General features: G+C 46.3%; 19 protein-coding genes, 1 riboswitch and 1 other annotated feature. All 19 genes read left to right on the top strand.

Annotated features, from left to right (window positions below; translation table 11 throughout):
* Window positions 1-189: 189 nt before the first annotated feature.
* The 19 genes from DSOL_RS03320 to DSOL_RS03230 all read left to right on the top strand — a co-directional run bounded on the left by DSOL_RS03320 (window position 190) and on the right by DSOL_RS03230 (window position 18,603).
* Window positions 190-465 carry a YlmC/YmxH family sporulation protein gene (locus DSOL_RS03320; RefSeq protein WP_075363468.1) on the top strand — a complete coding sequence of 92 codons (276 nt, stop codon included), beginning with the start codon at window positions 190-192 and terminating at the stop codon, window positions 463-465.
* Window positions 466-635: 170 nt separating this feature from the next.
* Window positions 636-1,457, top strand: coding sequence for a peptidoglycan editing factor PgeF (gene pgeF / locus DSOL_RS03315; RefSeq protein WP_075363467.1), 822 nt, complete (start codon window positions 636-638; stop codon window positions 1,455-1,457).
* A gap of 68 nt (window positions 1,458-1,525) precedes the next feature.
* Window positions 1,526-2,215 carry a response regulator transcription factor gene (locus tag DSOL_RS03310; RefSeq protein WP_075363466.1) on the top strand — a complete coding sequence of 230 codons (690 nt, stop codon included), beginning with the start codon at window positions 1,526-1,528 and terminating at the stop codon, window positions 2,213-2,215.
* A gap of 6 nt (window positions 2,216-2,221) precedes the next feature.
* Window positions 2,222-3,589 carry a HAMP domain-containing sensor histidine kinase gene (locus DSOL_RS03305; RefSeq protein ID WP_075363465.1) on the top strand — a complete coding sequence of 456 codons (1,368 nt, stop codon included), beginning with the start codon at window positions 2,222-2,224 and terminating at the stop codon, window positions 3,587-3,589.
* Window positions 3,590-3,606: 17 nt separating this feature from the next.
* Window positions 3,607-4,545: a biotin/lipoyl attachment domain-containing protein gene (locus DSOL_RS03300; protein WP_075363464.1), complete on the top strand. Its 939-nt coding sequence runs from the start codon at window positions 3,607-3,609 to the stop codon at window positions 4,543-4,545.
* Between the two features lie 64 nt (window positions 4,546-4,609).
* Complete coding sequence (locus tag DSOL_RS03295; protein WP_427854371.1) at window positions 4,610-5,308, top strand: YggS family pyridoxal phosphate-dependent enzyme; 699 nt, start codon at window positions 4,610-4,612, stop codon at window positions 5,306-5,308.
* A 27-nt stretch (window positions 5,309-5,335) separates the two neighbouring features.
* A complete protein-coding gene (locus DSOL_RS03290; RefSeq protein WP_075363463.1) occupies window positions 5,336-5,773 on the top strand; it encodes a cell division protein SepF in 438 nt (145 codons plus the stop codon).
* 15 nt (window positions 5,774-5,788) lie between these two features.
* The gene (locus DSOL_RS03285; protein WP_139314370.1) at window positions 5,789-6,067 is read left to right on the top strand and encodes a YggT family protein; all 279 of its coding nucleotides are present in this window, start codon (window positions 5,789-5,791) and stop codon (window positions 6,065-6,067) included.
* 1 nt (window position 6,068) lies between these two features.
* Window positions 6,069-6,866: a YlmH family RNA-binding protein gene (locus DSOL_RS03280; protein ID WP_075363461.1), complete on the top strand. Its 798-nt coding sequence runs from the start codon at window positions 6,069-6,071 to the stop codon at window positions 6,864-6,866.
* 11 nt (window positions 6,867-6,877) lie between these two features.
* Complete coding sequence (locus tag DSOL_RS03275) at window positions 6,878-7,339, top strand: DivIVA domain-containing protein (protein ID WP_075363460.1); 462 nt, start codon at window positions 6,878-6,880, stop codon at window positions 7,337-7,339.
* 88 nt (window positions 7,340-7,427) lie between these two features.
* A complete protein-coding gene (locus tag DSOL_RS03270) occupies window positions 7,428-7,895 on the top strand; it encodes a hypothetical protein (protein ID WP_075363459.1) in 468 nt (155 codons plus the stop codon).
* Window positions 7,896-7,940: 45 nt separating this feature from the next.
* Window positions 7,941-8,149, top strand: a binding site (T-box leader).
* A gap of 121 nt (window positions 8,150-8,270) precedes the next feature.
* On the top strand, window positions 8,271-11,042 hold the full coding sequence (gene ileS, locus DSOL_RS03265) for an isoleucine--tRNA ligase (protein WP_075363458.1): 2,772 nt from the start codon (window positions 8,271-8,273) through the stop codon (window positions 11,040-11,042).
* A 127-nt stretch (window positions 11,043-11,169) separates the two neighbouring features.
* Window positions 11,170-11,276: riboswitch (glycine riboswitch) on the top strand.
* A gap of 174 nt (window positions 11,277-11,450) precedes the next feature.
* Window positions 11,451-12,548, top strand: a complete 1,098-nt coding sequence (gcvT, locus tag DSOL_RS03260; protein ID WP_075363457.1) for a glycine cleavage system aminomethyltransferase GcvT — start codon at window positions 11,451-11,453, stop codon at window positions 12,546-12,548.
* Window positions 12,549-12,629: 81 nt separating this feature from the next.
* Entirely contained in the window at window positions 12,630-13,016 is a 387-nt protein-coding gene (gene gcvH, locus DSOL_RS03255) for a glycine cleavage system protein GcvH (RefSeq protein WP_075363456.1), read from the top strand.
* Between the two features lies 1 nt (window position 13,017).
* Complete coding sequence (gene gcvPA / locus DSOL_RS03250; RefSeq protein WP_075363455.1) at window positions 13,018-14,358, top strand: aminomethyl-transferring glycine dehydrogenase subunit GcvPA; 1,341 nt, start codon at window positions 13,018-13,020, stop codon at window positions 14,356-14,358.
* The gene (gene gcvPB / locus DSOL_RS03245; RefSeq protein ID WP_075363454.1) at window positions 14,355-15,815 is read left to right on the top strand and encodes an aminomethyl-transferring glycine dehydrogenase subunit GcvPB; all 1,461 of its coding nucleotides are present in this window, start codon (window positions 14,355-14,357) and stop codon (window positions 15,813-15,815) included. The genes gcvPA and gcvPB overlap by 4 nt, the downstream gene beginning before the upstream one ends.
* Before the next feature lie 105 nt (window positions 15,816-15,920).
* The gene (gene lipS1 / locus DSOL_RS03240; RefSeq protein ID WP_075363453.1) at window positions 15,921-16,802 is read left to right on the top strand and encodes a LipS1 family lipoyl synthase; all 882 of its coding nucleotides are present in this window, start codon (window positions 15,921-15,923) and stop codon (window positions 16,800-16,802) included.
* Window positions 16,799-17,794, top strand: coding sequence for a LipS2 family lipoyl synthase (gene lipS2, locus DSOL_RS03235; RefSeq protein ID WP_235838673.1), 996 nt, complete (start codon window positions 16,799-16,801; stop codon window positions 17,792-17,794). The genes lipS1 and lipS2 overlap by 4 nt, the downstream gene beginning before the upstream one ends.
* Window positions 17,791-18,603: a lipoate--protein ligase family protein gene (locus DSOL_RS03230; protein WP_075363452.1), complete on the top strand. Its 813-nt coding sequence runs from the start codon at window positions 17,791-17,793 to the stop codon at window positions 18,601-18,603. The genes lipS2 and DSOL_RS03230 overlap by 4 nt, the downstream gene beginning before the upstream one ends.
* The last annotated feature ends 103 nt before the right edge of the window (window positions 18,604-18,706 follow it).

Raw genomic sequence — 18,706 nt, 5'->3', positions numbered from 1 at the left:
ACGATGCACGAGACGCGAAGCATGATATTCAAAGTGATGCATCACATAAGTAATTATGTGTAAACTTCAGGCTATTTTATGACTCTCCCTCATATGATGAAATATGAAGCACGATGCGCGATGCACGAGAGGTGTGATATTCGAACCTCGGAACTCGTGCCTCGGACCTCGGATAAGGGAGGGTCAACTATGCGGGTCTCAGATTTGCGCTTATTGGATGTTGTGAATGTTAAAGATGGACGAAGGTTAGGGCCTATTAAAGACCTTGATTTGGATCTCGAACGGGGGGGCGTAAAAGGGATTATCGTAGCGGGGCCCTCGCGAAGTTGGGGACTTTTCGGCAGTGGCAAATCGGAGGATTATGTTGTTCCGTGGGATAGGGTTAAGAAAATTGGGGTGGACGTCATCTTAGTGGATGCTCAGGATCTTCCCGAATTTGATACAGAAAACGATGATCGTCGTTAAATGTAACAAAGGATTTTAACATAGGAATTCAATAGACATAAACCCCGCCGTTTCTGAAAATGACAAGGGTTTATGTTTTTTATTACATTGAAACTATTTAGGACCTTCGGCAGGTTTGTTCTGAAGGGTAGAAAATGGTATATTTAGAATAAATCAAAGGAGTTAGAGGGATGAACTGGAGATGGCGAGAAAATGGAAGTTTAACCTTCCTGACTATTCCGAAATGGCAAGCTGAAGGAATTGACATGGGCTTCTCAACTCGAGTTGGGGGGGTCAGCCAGGTTCCCTATGATACACTTGATTTAGGGCTTCACGTAGGGGATAATCCCACCGCGGTTTTGGAAAACAGGAAACGTTGGTTAAATCAATGGGGAGTTTCTTGGTCTGAAGGTGTAGTGGGTGAACAGGTTCATGGGACGAATGTGCTATGGGTCGATAAGGAAAACGGGGGTCAGGGAGTTCGCGAATTGGGGACCGCAGTCCCTGCTGTGGACGGGTTCGTAACGCAAAGCGAAATTGGACTGATGGCATTTTTTGCAGACTGTGTCCCTCTTTTCTTCTATTATCCAGATCTTAAAGCAGTGGGAATTGCCCACGCTGGTTGGAAAGGAACTGCTCAGAAGATTGGGCAAAAGGTTTTAGAGCGTTTTGAAGAAGCTGGAGGGCGAACAGAGGAGGCCTGGGTCGCGATTGGGCCAAGCATTGGTCCGTGCTGTTATTCAGTGGATGAGCGTGTAGCCGTGCAGTTTCGAGCGAATTTCGGCGAGACACCGTTTTTACAAAGGCAAGAGAATGGGCACTATCTCCTGGATTTATGGGAGGCCAATCGGATATTGCTCTTGGAAAAAGGGGTTCGTCCAGAAAACATCGAGGTGGCTTCGATCTGTACAGCGGACAATCCTGAATGGTTTTTTTCTCATCGACGGGATGGGGTGCGGACAGGACGGATGGCAGGGTGGATCAAGATACGAAGCGCGATGCTCGAGGCATGATGCACGAGGGGTACGCAATATTCGAACCTCGAGCATCGTGCATCGAACCTCGATTAGGGAGGGATTAGGTGGTTACAATTTTAGTGGTTGATGATGAGGAGCCGATTCAAGAACTCCTTAGGTTCAATTTGGAAAAGGAAGGTTATCGAGTTTGTGTTGCCAAGGACGGTCAGGAGGCCATGGAACAGGTGGAAAAGGAACAACCAGACCTTCTTGTACTTGATGTCATGCTACCGGGGATGAGTGGTGTTGAGGTCTGTCGCAGGCTACGACTGATTCCTAAGTATCAACAGACTCCGATTATTATGTTAACCGCGAAGGGCGAGGAGATTGACAAGGTTTTAGGACTAGAACTTGGGGCAGATGATTATATGACCAAACCGTTTAGCCCACGTGAATTGTTAGCCCGAATCAAAGCATGTTTGCGGCGTCTGAATAATTCGTCGGAGGAAACGGATGTTCAGATTATCCGTGGAGAATTGAGGATTGACGTCACTGGGTTTCGGGTCCAAGTTCGGGGAGAGGAAACCGAGTTGACACCCAAGGAATTTGAACTTCTGCGTGTGTTTGCAACTCATCCGAGAAAGGTATATTCTCGGGACGAGCTTCTGGAACGAATTTGGGGGTATGAATATGACGGAGATACCCGAACGGTTGATGTTCATGTACGTCACCTGCGTCTGAAAGTGGAAAAGGATCCTTCCAACCCCGAATACATTGAGACCTTACGCGGGATCGGTTACCGGTTTAACGGGTAAACGCACATGAGCATTAAATGGCGCTTAACCGGACTTTTTGTAGGAATGACAGGGCTAGCCCTACTTCTGTTTTGGGTTGGACAGAGCGCTAGACTTGGACCTGCTGGGCTGCAGATTGATTTTGGGGTTGTCTTCCTCGCTCTGTGCTTTCCAGTTGTGGCCGTTTATTTATACTCAAGTCAACTATCTCATCGACTTGAAAAGCTCCATTTCGCCACGCAGCGGATTTCTGGAGGAGATTTTGAAAGCGTTGATTATTCCGATTCGACAGATGAAATCGGGGAATTTACGGCGCAGCTCAATAGTCTTTCACGCCATGTGGAAATGATTGTTCAAAATGGTACACAGGAAGCACAAAAGATGGAAGCAATTTTAGCAGGCATGCAAGAAGGGGTTGTAGCGGTCGATCAAGTGGGACGGGTCGTTTTAGTGAATGCTGCAGCCGAGAGGATTTTCGAACGCCAAGGAACGGAACGCGAATTGAACTATCTTTTGGAGCTGACGTATGATTCCGAATTAGAGCATTTAATTCGCAAGGTGCTTTCAGGGCAGCCTTCAGCTACAAGAGAAATGCATATAGCTCAAAGGACAGTTGAAAGCCAGGTTAACCCAATTTCAAGTGAGCTGGGTCAGCCAATAGGTGCAGTGATTGTCTTTCATGACGTGACTGAGTTGCGGCGACTCGAACGAATGAGGACAGAATTTGTGGCCAATGTTTCTCATGAATTAAGAACTCCATTGACCTCTATTAAAGGGTTTGTAGAAACCCTTCTGGACGGTGCAGCAGATGACCCTTCCCTGCGGGATCGATTCCTTAAAATTATTCAAGCAGAAACTTTGCGCTTGCAACGACTCATTGAAGATCTGCTGACCTTAGCTCACATCGAAGGACGGGAGAATCGGGTTGGAGTGAGTTCTGACAAAGTGAGCTATGCTCATAAAGCTTATGAAAAGATCAAACCGGTAATTGATAGTTTTGCTCTGGCCAAAGGCATTAAGGTAGAGGTCGATCTTGCGGACGATCTACCACCGATTTTGATAGGAGAAGATTTGCTGAGTCAGCTTCTCTTGAATTTGCTAGAGAATGCGGTTAAATACACAACAGAGGGGCGTGTATGGCTCACTGCACGAGTGGATGAGGAACATATCCGCCTAGAATTTGGAGATACGGGTTGTGGCATCCCGGAGGAGACTTTGTCACGAATCTTTGAGCGTTTTTATCGAGTGGACAAGGCTCGATCGCGTGAACAAGGGGGAACGGGGCTAGGACTAAGTATTGTGAAACACATCGTGGAAGGCATTGGCGGTGAAATTAACGTTACTTCTCAGATGGGAGTTGGAACCGTCTTCACGTGTGATTTACCACGAGCTTAATCACCAAGGAGGGTGTAATGGAGGGGAAACGGAGAAAACTAATCCATGGATTGTTTTGGGGTAGTCTATTCATAGTGCTCATTGGTGGAATCCTGTGGTCCTATCGCTCTTATTTCAGCGAGGGGGCTATAAAATTTGCGGTGGCCCAAACAGGAACGATTACTCATGAACGTAAAGTTGTGGCAATTTTTGCCAATCAGGAATTACCAATACTTTCTCCAATCTCGGGAAAGATTCAATTTATTGGTGTTGATGGACAACGCTTTCGGCGGGGTGAGCCTGTGGCAAATGTCAAACCAGATGGCGCAGCGCCTGGAACACAACAGGTGCAGGCTGCGAATCAATCGATTCAAGCAGGGATGGGGGGGCTCTTTTTTCGCCAAAGTGATGGCTTGGAATCAGTTATAACCAGCGAAAACCTCAGTTCGATGGATTTGAATAAATTATTGGCTCTGACGTCCAACGTGAGAACTGCGGGAGCAACGGTACAAGCGGGAGAAGTTGTAGGCATCATGGTGAATAACCTCCTTCCGACCCAAGCATTCATTGAACTGCCGAGTATTGATGGGCTCACTGTCGGAAAGTCCCTAAGACTAACGGCGGGAACTCAAACGGTCAATGCAAAAATTCTGCGCAAATCAGATAAGCCTAAGGGAGTTATCGTCCAGTTTCCACATTATGTGGACGGGTCAACGGCCAAAAGACATCAAGATGTGACCTGGATCTATCTTCCCCCAACCAGCGGGGTTCTCGTTCCCAAAAGTGCTTTGTGGACGCAAGGAGAGGAACTTGGCATCTTTCTTTGGGGTGAGGGGGTTGTGCATTTTAAGAAGGTGAAAGTCCTTGATCAAGATGACAACCAAGCCTGCATTGAGAATTTGCCGAGTGGTATTCCCGTTGTGACAACCCCTCGTAACGGACTAGAAGGGTTAGTTGCCAATGTAAAAAATATCTAGGTTTTGACTTCAGAAGCAGGAAACGACGAGATGGCGTAGAATTCATTGCGAAGGGGATATTCTGATGTTGACAGATGTGAGCATTGAGCAAAGCTTAGTTGAGGTTCGTCAGCGGATAGAGCAGGCTGTAGCACGAAGTAATAGAGACCCGGGTGCTGTCCGATTATTGGCCGTGTCTAAGACCCAACCAATTTCGTCTTTGGAGGCGGCTTATCAGGCTGGACAACGAGCCTTTGCGGAAAATCGCGTTCAAGAATGGTTAGAGAAAGCTACTTCTCTGCCCAACGATTGTGAATGGCATCTTATAGGAAGGGTGCAGACCAACAAAGTCAAGTATTTAGACCCAAAGATTTCAATGATTCATTCGCTCGATCGGTTTTCGTTATTGGAGACCCTTAATGAGCAAGGCGAACGGCGTGGTATGGTTTGGACGACGCTTGTCCAAGTGAATATCGCTCGGGATCCTGCAAAAGCAGGGCTTATGCCAGAAGAAGTTTCAGACTTTTTGAATTCAGTTGGGGATTATCCTCATGTCCAGGTTCAAGGGTTTATGACCATCGGGGCGTTGGAGGCTAGCCCAACGGAAACCCAAGGATTCTTCCGGCAGCTTCGTGTCCTTCGTGATACGTTGCTCACTCAAACGTGGCCCGGAGTTGATTTGCGCCATCTTTCGATGGGAATGAGTCGAGACTTCGAGCTGGCTATTGAAGAAGGGGCGACCCTTGTTCGTGTTGGACATCAAGTTTTTGGAGAGCGTGGGTAATGACATTAAAGGGAGTGGTACGAAGATATGGCCAAATTAATTGACAAGATGATTGGAATTATGGGATTTGCGGATGAGGAACTAGAGGAAGACATTTTCGAAGAAACTGATAGAGAAAAGAATGTACAAGAAGAGGTGCGCAACAGCCGAAAAAGCGCCCAAGTTGTAAGTATACACACGCAAAAGCAAATGCGTGTCGTCGTGATGGAACCGAATTCCTTTGAAGAAGCCCAAAATATTGCCGATCAGCTGAAATCTCGTCGACCAGTAATTGTTAACCTAGAGAACGCAGAAAAAATGTTAGCCAAACGCATTGTTGATTTTATTAGTGGAACAACGTATGCTCTAAACGGTAACATGCAAAAAGTGGGGAATGGAATTTTCTTATTTGTGCCAAATAACGTCGATATTTCGGGTGAGATGCGCGACGAACTGAGAGACAAGGGATTGTTCTGGCCAAAATAGGGAGGGATTCTTAACGTGATTTCTCTAATTGCTCAAGTTATAGATAAAGTGATAACGATCCTTATTTTTGCGATCGTGATTCGAACATTTCTTTCTTACATACCCCATTTGAGATCCAATCAACTCATTAGTCTACTTTATGATGTGACAGACCCCCTACTTAAGCCGTTTCAACGATTTCAAATTGGTGGGGCGGCAATGGCGTTGGATTTTTCTCCAATCATTGCAATTATCGTTCTAAACTTGATTCAGTCTTGGATTGTGAGACCTTGGATTGTGAGATCTTTTTTCTAATATGAAACATAGAAGTGATCGCGGAGTACTCGGATTTTGGAGCGATAAAGAAGCGCGAGTGGAAGCAGCCCATTTTTTAGATGTAATCGATGCGGTGTTAATGAGAGAATCAAAGCAACTGACTCCTTTCTTGAGCTTAGCAATGCGGGAATGGGCAGAAACCGTACTTTCCAAGGAACATCTTGTGTACCTGGTCGAGGGAGGTTTCCCAGAGGCAGAGCGTGAGCGGATTATTTTAGCCCCTTGGGGAGAACAATTAGATCCTAAAGATGCGGACATTTCGATCCTTAAGGTGCACCCCAAAAATTCTCGGGCACAACTTGAGCATCGCCAGATTTTAGGTTCCCTTCTTGGGTTGGGCTTTAAACGAGATGTCTTGGGGGATATTCAAGCGGGGCAAAATGGATATTATGTCGCAACTACGGCAGAGATCACCCCGTTTTTATTAGATCATTGGACACAGGCCGGGCGTGAAAAAATCGAGGTTTCACTTAATGTAGACAAACTTGACTTGTTTGCTGAGCGAGGTGAAGAGCGTCGAATCACGGTTAATTCTTCACGTCTAGATACCATAATTGCCAATGCCTTTCGAGTTTCAAGGTCTTCTGCACAGGAATGGATTATTCAAGGTAAAGTCAGACGAAGTGGCCTTGTGGTGAGCAAAACGGACACAGAAGTGCAGCCCGGTGACATTATTTCTTGTCGTGGGCAGGGTCGTGTAAAGCTTTTGGAACATTCCCAGACCCGCAAGGAACGGTTAGCCTGGCAAATCGTACTTTTTAGGTCACAAAGGCATTAGGAGGGAATAAGATGCAGATGACGCCTCTTGATATTCGCAATAAAACGTTTCACAAAGGGGTGCGAGGTTATCAGTGCGTGGAAGTAGAGAAGTTTCTCGAAAATCTAAGTCAGGAATTTGAATCCGCTTATAGCGAGAATTTCGAATTGCGCGAGAAGACCAAAGGGTTAGAAGCTGAAATTAACCACTACCGCCAAATAGAGAACACTTTGCAACAGACTCTGGTTTTGGCTCAGCAAACTGCAGAAGAGGTTACGAAGGCAGCGCATCATGAGGCGGAGCTCATCTTAAAGGAAGCAGAACAGAAAAAGTTGAGCAAGGTGTCTGAAGCTCAGAAAAAGTGGGAAGAAATACAAGAAGAAATTCAGGAACTTTCTAGAAATCGCGATTTACTACGCACTCAATTGAAGTCTTTTCTACTTGCACACTTAGATTTAGCAAATTTGCAGGAGCGAAATGAAGGCATAGCATGACGGGCTAGAGTGCCCAGATGTTGCGAATCAGTTCAGTTTCGTGGTAAAATGATCTGCAGAGAACTTTGAAGGAGAAGGATTGTCATCAATGAATAGAATTATTAGCGAGATATCTCCTGACTTTCTCATTCAAGGCCTTGGATTGCATCAGGATGAGAATCAGATTTACATTGGGAAAGTAGGGGGAAAAGAAGTTCAACTCTTGCCTTCCATCGATAATTGGAAATCGGATGAAAAGGACCTAAGAATCTTTAGTGTTGGGTTTGCTGAAGCGAGCCATAATTTTCGTCCTGGGGATGTTCTGATGACCGGGAGCGATGACTTGCTCGATCGTGCGTTTCAAGCCATGGATGAAATGGAGCAACGTGGCGTGGTCGTCAGCTTAGTGCCCTCTCAAGATTCAACGCATTTATACATTTCTAAGGAACAAATGGATCCCTTTGTTCAGGAATGGAGGAGCCGGAAGCTTTCTTATCTATGTCTGTGGATGGTAGATCCGGTCGAGTCGGAGGGACAGGCAAAGCTTGTTACCATCTTGCGCAAAGTCATTTTATAGGTTAATATACTCATTTGAACTATTTTCATTTTAAATTTTATTATGTAGAACACATTGAAAAGGACAGTCTTTGTCAATAGCCTTTAAAGCGAGCGGGAAGTGGTGTGAGCCCGTGAGGAGTGACTTAGAAAATCCCCTTGGAGTGAAGGGCTGAATTAATAGTAAGCTTCGTTCGGTTTGTCCCCGTTACAAGACACCGAGTGGCTAGTTTTGGCGACAAGGGTGGTACCGTGAGTAATAATCTCGCCCCTTTTAGGAGGGACGGGATTTTTAATTATATCCGTAACAGGTAGAAGCCTACTAAACGTCCCCATCTTGCATTCGAGTTGGTTTTGTAACCATAACCCTATCTATCTTACAAGGAGGAAATCATCAATGGACTATCGCAAGACACTTAACTTACCCGAAACAGATTTCCCAATGCGGGGAAATCTTCCCCAAAGGGAACCGGAAATCCTGAAGTTTTGGGAAGAAGAAAAGCTTTACGAAAAGGTACAGAAAGCACGTGCAGGACGACCGAAATTTATTCTTCATGACGGTCCACCGTATGCTAACGGGGATATTCATCTTGGACATGCCATCAATAAGGTATTGAAAGATGTCATCGTCAAATACAAGACCATGATGGGCTTTGATGCGCCTTATGTCCCGGGATGGGATACCCATGGACTTCCTATCGAACAACAAGTCATTAAGAAATTGGGAGTAAACCGTCATGCGGTATCTGCACTGGAATTCCGGCAGAAATGTAAAGACTATGCGGAGAAATATGTGGGGATTCAGCGTGAGGAATTTAAGCGGCTTGGAGTACGCGGGGATTGGGAACATCCTTACCTGACCCTGCAAAAGGAGTATGAGGCAGCTCAAATCGGGGTTTTTGGTGATATGACCAAAAAAGGCTATATTTATAAAGGATTAAAACCTGTCTACTGGTGCCCTTCCTGTGAGACGGCACTGGCCGAGGCAGAAATTGAATATGCGGATAAACCGGCCACGGCAATTTATGTTAAATTTGCGGTACGCGATGGGTTGAACGTCCTTGCCGAAGAGAATACCTTCGTGGTCATTTGGACGACAACTCCTTGGACCTTGCCAGCAAACCTCGCGATCAGTGTACACCCAGAGTTAACGTATGCCGTTGTCACCGCCCAGCAAGAACATTGGGTGGTCGCTGAGGGGATGTTGGAGTCCTTACGCTCCCTATGGAAGCTAGAACTTCCAGTTGAAAAGACTCTCTCAGGCAAAAAACTTGAAGGTGTGATTTGTCGAAATCCGCTCATGGACCGCGACTCCGTGGTAATTTGCGGGGAACATGTTACCTTAGAAGCCGGTACAGGCTGTGTTCATACCGCACCAGGCCATGGGGAAGATGACTTTTTGGTTGGGAAGAAATATGGGTTACCCGTCTTATGTCCCGTTGACCATCAAGGAAAATTTACGTCGGAAGGCGGGGTGTATGTCGGTCTTAAAACTGGAAAGGCAAATCCTGTGATTGTGGAGGACCTCAAGAAAACCGGAGATCTTGTGCTTGAGGAAACGATTGAGCACAGTTATCCTCATTGTTGGCGTTGCAAGAGCCCGATCATTTTCCGAGCAACAGAACAATGGTTTGCCTCCATTGATGGATTTCGCCAAGTAGCTTTAGATGAGATTGAGAAGGTTCGCTGGATTCCCGCTTGGGGAAGAGATCGGATCTATAACATGATAGCAGACCGAGGAGACTGGTGTATTTCCCGGCAAAGAACTTGGGGGGTTCCTATTCCCATCTTCTACTGTGAGGATTGTGGAAAAGTGTTGGTGAACGACCAAACCATCGCAAAAGTCCAGGATTTTTTCCGTCAAGAAGGGTCAGATGCCTGGTTCGCCCATTCTGCTAATGAATTATTGCCAGAAGGGACCTCTTGTGACTGTGGTGGTACGAAATTCCGCAAAGAGACGGATATCATGGACGTTTGGTTTGATTCCGGTACAAGCCATGCTGGCGTCTTGAAGCAGCGGAGTGAACTTTCTTGGCCAGCAGATCTCTACCTAGAAGGTTCAGATCAACACCGCGGTTGGTTCAATTCTTCTCTATCTACGGCGGTAGCCGCCTTTGGTCAAGCTCCTTATCGTAGCGTACTGACCCACGGCTTTGTGGTCGATGAGCAAGGGCGCAAGATGTCTAAATCGCTGGGTAATGGGGTTGATCCTCTCAAAGTTGTACAAGAATTGGGTGCAGACATTTTGCGGCTTTGGGTTAGTTCTGTAGATTATAAGAATGACGTGGCCGCTTCTCCGCGCATTATGAAGCAAATGTCTGAAGCCTATCGTAAAATCCGTAATACCCTGCGTTTCTTGCTGAGTAACCTCAATGATTTCGATCCTTCTAAGGATAAAGTGACGTATCAAGAGCTTCAGGAAATTGACCGGTGGGCATTGCTTAAGCTTTCTAAAGTGGTTGAACGCGTGCTCCTTGGGTATGAGACTTACGAATTCCACTGGGTTTACCATACGATTCATAATTTCTGTACCATCGAGTTAAGCGCCGTTTATCTGGATATAGTTAAGGACAGACTTTATGTTGAAGGAAAAACATCACTCCTTCGTCGCTCCGCCCAGACGGTCTTATACGAAGTCCTTGATGCCCTGGCTCGTCTCTTAGCTCCGATCTTGTCGTTTATGACTGAAGAAATCTGGCCGTATATTCCTGGAGATAAGAACGCAGAGAATGTCCAAATCTCAGAAATGCCAAAGGTGAATTCTGAATGGATGAACGAGAAGATAGCTGATCTTTGGGATCAGATCTTGGAGTTGCGGGCGGATGTTTCCAAAGTATTGGAAAAGGCGCGTCAGGAAAAATTGATCAATCATCCGTTAACTGCTCAGGTGGATCTTTATCCGACAGAAACCCAGTATGAATTCTTGCAAAAAGTTCCGAATCTCGCAGAAATCTTTATTGTTTCCAACTTAACTGTGCATGGACCCCAGGAAGAAAGGCCAGAAGGGGTACAACCAGCGGAAGTTCACGAGGGTTTGGGGATTCTTGTTCAACCAGCCAAAGGGGAAAAATGCGAGCGTTGCTGGATGTTTCATGAGGATGTCGGAAAGAATTCAGAACATCCGACGATTTGTCCGCGTTGCAGTACCGTGGTTAGCAGCCTAACTTAGATCCGAGTTGCGAAGTGCGAGGATAGAAAAGTAAGTTTTTCTTAATATCTTAGAAATTTGCAAAAAGTCAGTAGACTAATCAGTGGAAAAAGCATATTATATTGAATAATGATATAACTCATATCGGATGAGACTAGTAGGAGAGAGCTGGGAAAACCAGACGCCGAAGGAGAAAATCCCTTGAATCGCCTTTCAAGGGGGGAAACTCTCAGGCAAAGGTACTACTAGATGACGATACTCTGGAGAGTTTCTCTTAAATGAGAACACCAAAGGGGAAGCCGGTTACGGCGAATCTCTCAGGTTAAAGGACAGAGAAGGTGCGATAATGCACCTTCTCTGTCCTTTTTTATGCATCCACTCTGGGGCATAAGGGCAAACGCATGTGACAAAATTAAGGAGGTGCCACTAATGGTTGAACCAAAACGAACTCCGCTTTATGAAGAACATCTGGCAGCTAAGGCTAAACTTATTGATTTTGGCGGATGGGAAATGCCTGTCCAGTATGCTGGCGTGATTGACGAACACCATGCGGTTCGGACAAAGGCAGGGTTATTTGATGTTTCTCATATGGGAGAGATCGATGTTCGCGGGAAAGAAGCACTGGCCTTTGTACAAATGTTAATTACCAATGATGCCAGTAAGCTTGTAGATGGAAAAATTCTCTACTCTCCTATGTGTTATCCAAATGGTGGAATTGTGGACGATCTGCTTGTTTATCGCTATAATCAAGAACATTTCTTTATCGTTGTGAATGCATCCAACGCAGATAAGGATTACGCTTGGATGGTTGAACAAACTGAAGAATTCGACGTGGTTGTGGAGAACGTTTCCGATCAGTACGCGCAACTTGCTCTTCAAGGTCCACTAGCTGAAACAATTTTGCAACGTATTACAAACGTTAATCTGGCACAAATTAAATATTATGGGTTTACTCATGGAGACGTTGATGGTGTACCGTGTCTAATCTCCCGCACAGGGTATACGGGAGAAGATGGGTTTGAAATCTATGTTTCTCCGGAGTATGGCAGACAATTATGGCGGAAGGTTTTAGAAATCGGTGCACCAGAAGGCGTACAGCCCATTGGTTTGGGCGCTCGTGACACGTTGCGTTTTGAAGCTCGTCTACCCTTGTATGGCAATGAATTAGGGCCAGAAATTTCTCCGTTAGAAGCAGGCCTTGGTATCTTTGTCAAATTAGATAAAGCCGCTTTCATTGGAAAGGACGCACTCCTAACTCAAAAAGAACAGGGGGTACCGCGCAAGTTAGTAGGCCTTGAAATGATTGGACGGGGAATAGCTCGTTCTCATTACCCACTACAAAAAGACGGAGTAGAAATCGGATTTGTCACATCAGGTTCATTCTCCCCGACTCTCAATAAAAACATTGCTTTGGGGCTGATTCGCTCGGATTTGGCCGTTCAGGGGGATGTTTTAGATGTGATGATCCGCGGGAAAGCCGTGCAAGCCAAAATGATTCCCACTTTATTTTACCAACGAGGAAATTAATCGAGGCACGAAGTCTGAGATTAGTAGATGTATCTGTATACCCAAGGGCAAGATAACAAAAATATTAGGAGGATGATTTTAATGAATCCAGTAGAATTAAAGTATAACAAAGAGCATGAGTACGCCAAGGTCGAGGGAAACATCGTGACGTTGGGGATTACTGATCATGCGCAGGAAAGCCTTGGGGATGTTGTGTTTGTCGAACTTCCTGATGAGGGCGCGACGGTGACGGCCGGAAAATCCTATGGAACGGTGGAGTCTGTGAAAGCAGTCTCTGATCTTACGGCTTCAATCAGCGGAAAAGTCGTGGAGGTGAATTCGTTAGCCTTGGAAACCCCTGAGTTGTTGAACACTGATCCCTATGGAGAAGGTTGGTTGATTAAGGTTGAAGTGGACGATTTATCCCCTCTTAAAGGCATGATGACGGTTGACGAATATGAAGCCTTTCTCGCAGAGGAGGAACATTAGAATGAATTTTGTACCGAATACCGAAAGTCAACAGGAGAGGCTTTTAGCCCGTATCGGAGTTAAGTCGGTTGAGGATCTTTTTGCGGATATACCTGAGGAAATTCGCATGCAACGTCCGCTTGCGATTCGTGGAGGAATGTCAGAGCAGGAATTGGTTAAGCATGTCAAAGGACTGGCGAACCTTAACAAAACAGTGGAGGACTATAGTTCTTATCTTGGAGCAGGAGCTTATGAACATTACATCCCCAGCTTTGTGGACCAATTATTGCTGCGTTCTGAATTTTACACAGCCTATACACCTTACCAACCGGAGATTAGTCAGGGGACACTACAGGCCATCTATGAATATCAGACTTTAGTTTGCGAATTAACCGGGATGGATGTGGCCAATGCCTCTATGTATGATGGGGCTTCGGCTTTGGCAGAAGCTGCTCTTATGACCTGTGATGCGACACGACGGGAAAAGGTGCTCGTCTTGCAAACCGTGCATCCGGAATATCGCGAAGTACTCAAGACTTATCTACCACCCCGAGGTGTGGAACTCATAGAAATTCCTTATAAGGACGGTGCCCTAGATCGATCAGCCCTTGAAGCAGCGCTTCAAGAAGATATTGCGGGTGTCCTTGTTCAGAATCCGAATTTCTTTGGACGGATTGAAGCGGCGGAGGAAATCATAGAACTTGCTCATGCCAAAGGAGCTCTTGTGGTCATGGCGGTCAATCCTGTCTCTTTGGGGTTATTAAAGTCTCCGGGAGAATGTGGCGCAGATATTGTGGTGGGCGAAGGGCAAGCCTTCGGTAATTCTCTTAATTTCGGGGGCCCTTATCTAGGGTTTTTGGCAGTTCGTGACAAGTTTGTCCGGCGGATGCCAGGGCGAATTGTAGGGGCGACCACGGACAAAAGCGGGAGAAAGGGCTATGTGTTAACCCTTCAGGCTCGCGAACAGCATATCCGACGGGAAAAGGCCACGTCCAACATTTGTTCCAATGAGGCACTCTGCGCACTGGCTTTCACCATGCATTTGAGTGCGCTCGGAAAAACAGGGGTCATTGAACTAGCGTATCTCAATTTGCAAAATGCTCACTATGCTGCTCGGGAAATTACCAAAATTCCGGGGATGCGGTTGGCCTTTGCGGGGCCGTTCTTTCATGAATTTGTGATTGAGACGACAATTGAACCCGCTAAAATAAATGCCCTGCTCCTGAAGGATAAGATTATTGGCGGACTTGATCTTGCGCGGTTCTACTCGGAACTGGATCATCATCTCCTTTTCTGTGTGACGGAGACGAAGCGAAAAGTTGATATTGACCGGCTTGTGGCCAGATTGGGGGAAATCCAATGAAAGCATTAGAATTGCTAATTTTCGATCTCAGTGCCGATGAGCGAACTGCGGTCAGCTTACCTGCTTGTGATGTCCCGGAGGTTCCAGTCGAAATGCTTATTCCCGATTATTTACTGGCGCAGCAGGAACCCAATCTCCCGGAGCTTTCGGAAGTGGATGTAGTTCGTCACTTTACACGTCTTTCCACGTTTAACCACGGTGTGGACACTGGATTTTACCCCCTAGGATCATGTACAATGAAGTATAATCCAAAAGTCAATGAAATGTTAGCACGCCTCCCTGGCTTCACAGCTCTTCACCCCTACCAACCTGAAACGTTGACTCAAGGGGCTTTGCAACTTATGGCGGAACTTCAAGAGGATCTCTGTGAATTAGCAGGAATGGATGCTTTTACTCTCCAACCGGCTGCTGGTGCTCACGGAGAAATGACGGGTATGTTAATTATTAAAGCCTATCATAACCACCGTGGGGATAATAAACGCACAAAGGTGATTGTTCCCGACTCAGCTCATGGGACGAATCCCGCGACTGCGGCGATGGCAGGGTATGATATAATTCAGGTACCTTCCAATGAACGAGGCGGGGTTGATCTGGAGGAGTTGAAAAAGGTTGTTAACGACGAGGTTGCGGCCCTCATGCTGACAAATCCTAATACGGTGGGTCTCTTCGATGAAAATATCTTAGAAATTACGAAGCTGATTCATGATGTGGGAGGATTATTATACTACGACGGAGCGAATACCAATGCAATTATGGGTCTCGCACGCCCAGGGGATATGGGTTTTGACGTTGTACACCTCAATTTACACAAAACGTTTGCTACACCCCATGGGGGTGGAGGCCCGGGAGCTGGTCCAGTTGGAGTCAAAGAATTTCTGACCCCGTTTCTGCCGAAGCCGATGGTAATCCGGTGTGAGGATGGGACATTCAAACTGGAGGAGAACCTACCACTTTCCATTGGTCGAGTACGCTCGTTTTATGCCAACTTCTCTGTTTTGGTTAAGGCCTATGCCTACATACGAGGCCTTGGCGGAGAAGGGTTGAAGTCGGCATCGGAAAATGCGGTTATCAATGCTAATTATCTGATGAGCATTCTCAAGGAACACTATTTCCTGCCGTTTGACCGTGTTTGCAAGCATGAATTTGTGATTACTCCAAAAAGCCTGAAAACTACGGGGGTTCATACCTTAGATATCGCCAAGCGTTTGTTGGATTATGGCTATCATCCACCGACCATATATTTCCCGATGATTGTTGAAGAAGCTATGATGATTGAGCCCACGGAAACCGAAAGCGTTGAAACGCTGGATGAATTTGCACAGGTCCTCATCAAAATAGCGGAGGAAGCTCGAAATAATCCCGATCTTGTTAAGAATGCACCTTATACCACGTTGGTGACTAGGTTAGATGAAGTGGGTGCGGTACGGAAGCCGAATTTGCGTTGGAGGAAAGAGTAGTAAGGCGGACGACGGGTAAACAGTCTGTAAGCTAAAGTACTAAAAGTAATAAGTAAAATGCCGCTCGCAAAGGGCGGCTTTTTCCAAATGAGTGAGGAATAAGAGATGGATCAATATGATGCAAAAACCTTGGTTCAACAGGCTTGGAAGGTCCGGAAGGCACATTTTGCAGACGAAATAGTGTTTGAATATCCGACTCAGACGGAGAGTATTACCCTAACTGGTCAGTCCTGTGCCTTGAATTGTGCTCATTGTGGGGGACACTATCTTAAGGGTATGCGCACCGTAGGTGAAATTCAAATCCATGGAGACCTTAATTCTAGCTACCCCTTTCGCAGCGCACTTGTAAGTGGTGGGTGTACTTCCGAAGGGAAAGTCCCATTTGCTCAACACTTAGAATTTCTACACAAACTTAAACAAGACGTACGTTTGAATTTTCATGTTGGGTTACTGGATCGAGATGAAGTCGCCCTATTGAAAGGTTTAGCGGACGTCGTTTCGTTTGATTTTGTCGCAGACCGAGCAACGATTCAGGAGGTCTATGGACTTCAACAGGGGCCGGAAGATTATCGTCGCGTTTACCTTGGGCTGCGAGAAGTCGTGCCAGTCATGCCGCATTTAACCCTGGGTCTGAAAGGGGGAGAATGGTGCGGAGAGGAAAAGGCCTTAGATGCGCTTCAGGAGTTAGGATTCGATGGCCTGATTTTTAATGTTTTTATCCCAACTCCCGGGACACGCTACGCCCAACGGCAACCGCTTCCCGCAGAGGAAGTGGTTCGCTTTTTGGCTCAGGCCAGAATTCGTTTTCCTGACGTACCTCTAGCCTTAGGATGCATGCGACCGAAGGGAAGGTATCGTCTAGTTTTAGATGAAGCGGCAGTTGCCCTAGGAATAAATCGGCTCGTCATACCGACTCCGGGGGCGCGCCGCGTGGCGGATGAATTAGGATTAAGAGTGATTCGTGGAGAGGAGTGTTGTGCGTTATGATGATCCGCTGTTCTATGGGTACGGCTAAAGTATTAGGGTTAAAAAAGCTTAAAGTGGATGCCTTGCCGACAACCGCCTACCTGATGGTCGGGGAACGTTGCCGTTTCAACTGCGCCTTTTGTACGCAAGCTCGTGAGAGCAGTGCTCGCGCAGACCTTCTTTCAAGGGTCAGTTGGCCAAAATTCGAAGATGAAGAGGTTCTTCAAGGGTTAGCCTATGCTGACAGCCAAACCGTGTTGCAGCGAATTTGCTTTCAAGTTGTCCAGGACAAGGCCGCTTTAGAGGAAACGAAGGAATGGGTTAAATCCGTGCAAACTCAAACCCATCTTCCCATCTGCGTTTCAGCCGGTCCACGCACCCTTGAGGAAGTAAAAGAACTTCTTGATCTCGGGGTTGATCATATTAGCATTGCTTTAGACGCAGCAACTCCGGAAATCTATGCTCAAAGTAAAGATGGATCATGGGAGGAGCGCTTTGCTTTATTGAGTGAGTCCGTAAAAAAATTCCCCGGCCATATGGCGACACACTTAATTGTTGGATTGGGAGAAAGTGAAGAGGAAATGGTCACGTGCCTTCAGTCCATGTATGACCTAGGAATAACCGTGGCACTATTTGCTTTCACACCCGTCAAAGGGACACGAATGGAAGGGCGTAAACAGCCTGAGATGTCGCTTTACCGAAGGGTGCAGGTCGCCCATGATTTGATCCGGCATGGTTTGGCGAGGACGGAACAATTTGGATTTCAAGACGGTAAACTTATTCATTTTGGTCTCGATGTGAACGAGCTTCAGGTAAAGAGGGGTGGGGAACCGTTTCAAACGTCCGGTTGTTCGGGTTGCAATCGCCCGTATTATAACGAAACTCCAGGAAAAGAACTCTATAATTACCCTAGGACATTGACCCCGGAAGAGATCGAACAGGCATGGGCACATGTCGAAGAAACGGGATCGAAGGAGTCTGATGAGACTAAGCGAGGAGGGGAAGGAGTATGACGACCTGGCGTTATTTACCTTATAATGTGTTTTCTGGAGCAGAGAACATGGCCATTGATGAAGCTCTATTATTAACCATGGCCAGCATGGTGAATCCCCAACCCTTGCTCCGGTTTTATGGCTGGAAACCAGCGACCCTTTCGCTAGGGTATGCTCAGAGTTACCATAGAGAGGTCGATGAAGAGGCTTGTCAGTTGGAAGGAATTGATATTGTTCGCCGAACAACAGGTGGAAGGGCTGTTTTGCACCAATACGAACTGACTTACAGTCTTATTGCTCCAGAGCATGATCCGAATGTTTCTGGAACAGTAGTACAATCTTACTTAAAAATTAGCCAAGCTTTGTCAATGGGACTTCAGAATCTGGGAGTTCCTGCTGAAATGGTGGCTTCCGGTGGAACTGGAGGAGCCACTTCTTCAGCGTGTTTTGATGCCCCTTCTTGGTATGAACTGGTGGTTGGAGGGCGCAAGCTTGTGGGAAGTGCCCAGATGCGGAAAGAGGGGATGCTTTTGCAGCATGGTTCTATCCTTCTGCATATGGATTCAGATCTTCTCTTTCGGCTTCTGAAGTTTTCCAGTGAAGAAATCCGTCAGAGATTACTAACAGGATTTAAGGCCAAAGCCTGCGCATTAGATGAAGTTTGGACGCGTCCGATTGCGAGGGAAGAGTTGGAACGGGAAATCTGTGCTGGATTCTGTGCCATTATGGGAATCGATTTCCTGCAAAGTCAATTGACGGATCTGGAACAGACGATGATGGAAGAAGTACTTTCAAAATATCAGTCCGAGGCTTGGACTAAAAAGCGTTAGGAAGATTGTAATTTTTTGAACAACTTGCAGGACTTCTAGATAAAAAGTTGAATCTTAAGGGTAAAAGGGGAATTTCTAGGTGTAGAACTATGGGTAATGCTTT

The organism is Desulfosporosinus metallidurans, assembly GCF_001936615.1.
GTDB lineage: Bacteria > Bacillota > Desulfitobacteriia > Desulfitobacteriales > Desulfitobacteriaceae > Desulfosporosinus > Desulfosporosinus metallidurans.
Note: the sequence above shows the minus strand (reverse complement) of the source record. Positions and strands in the feature narration are given on the sequence as shown.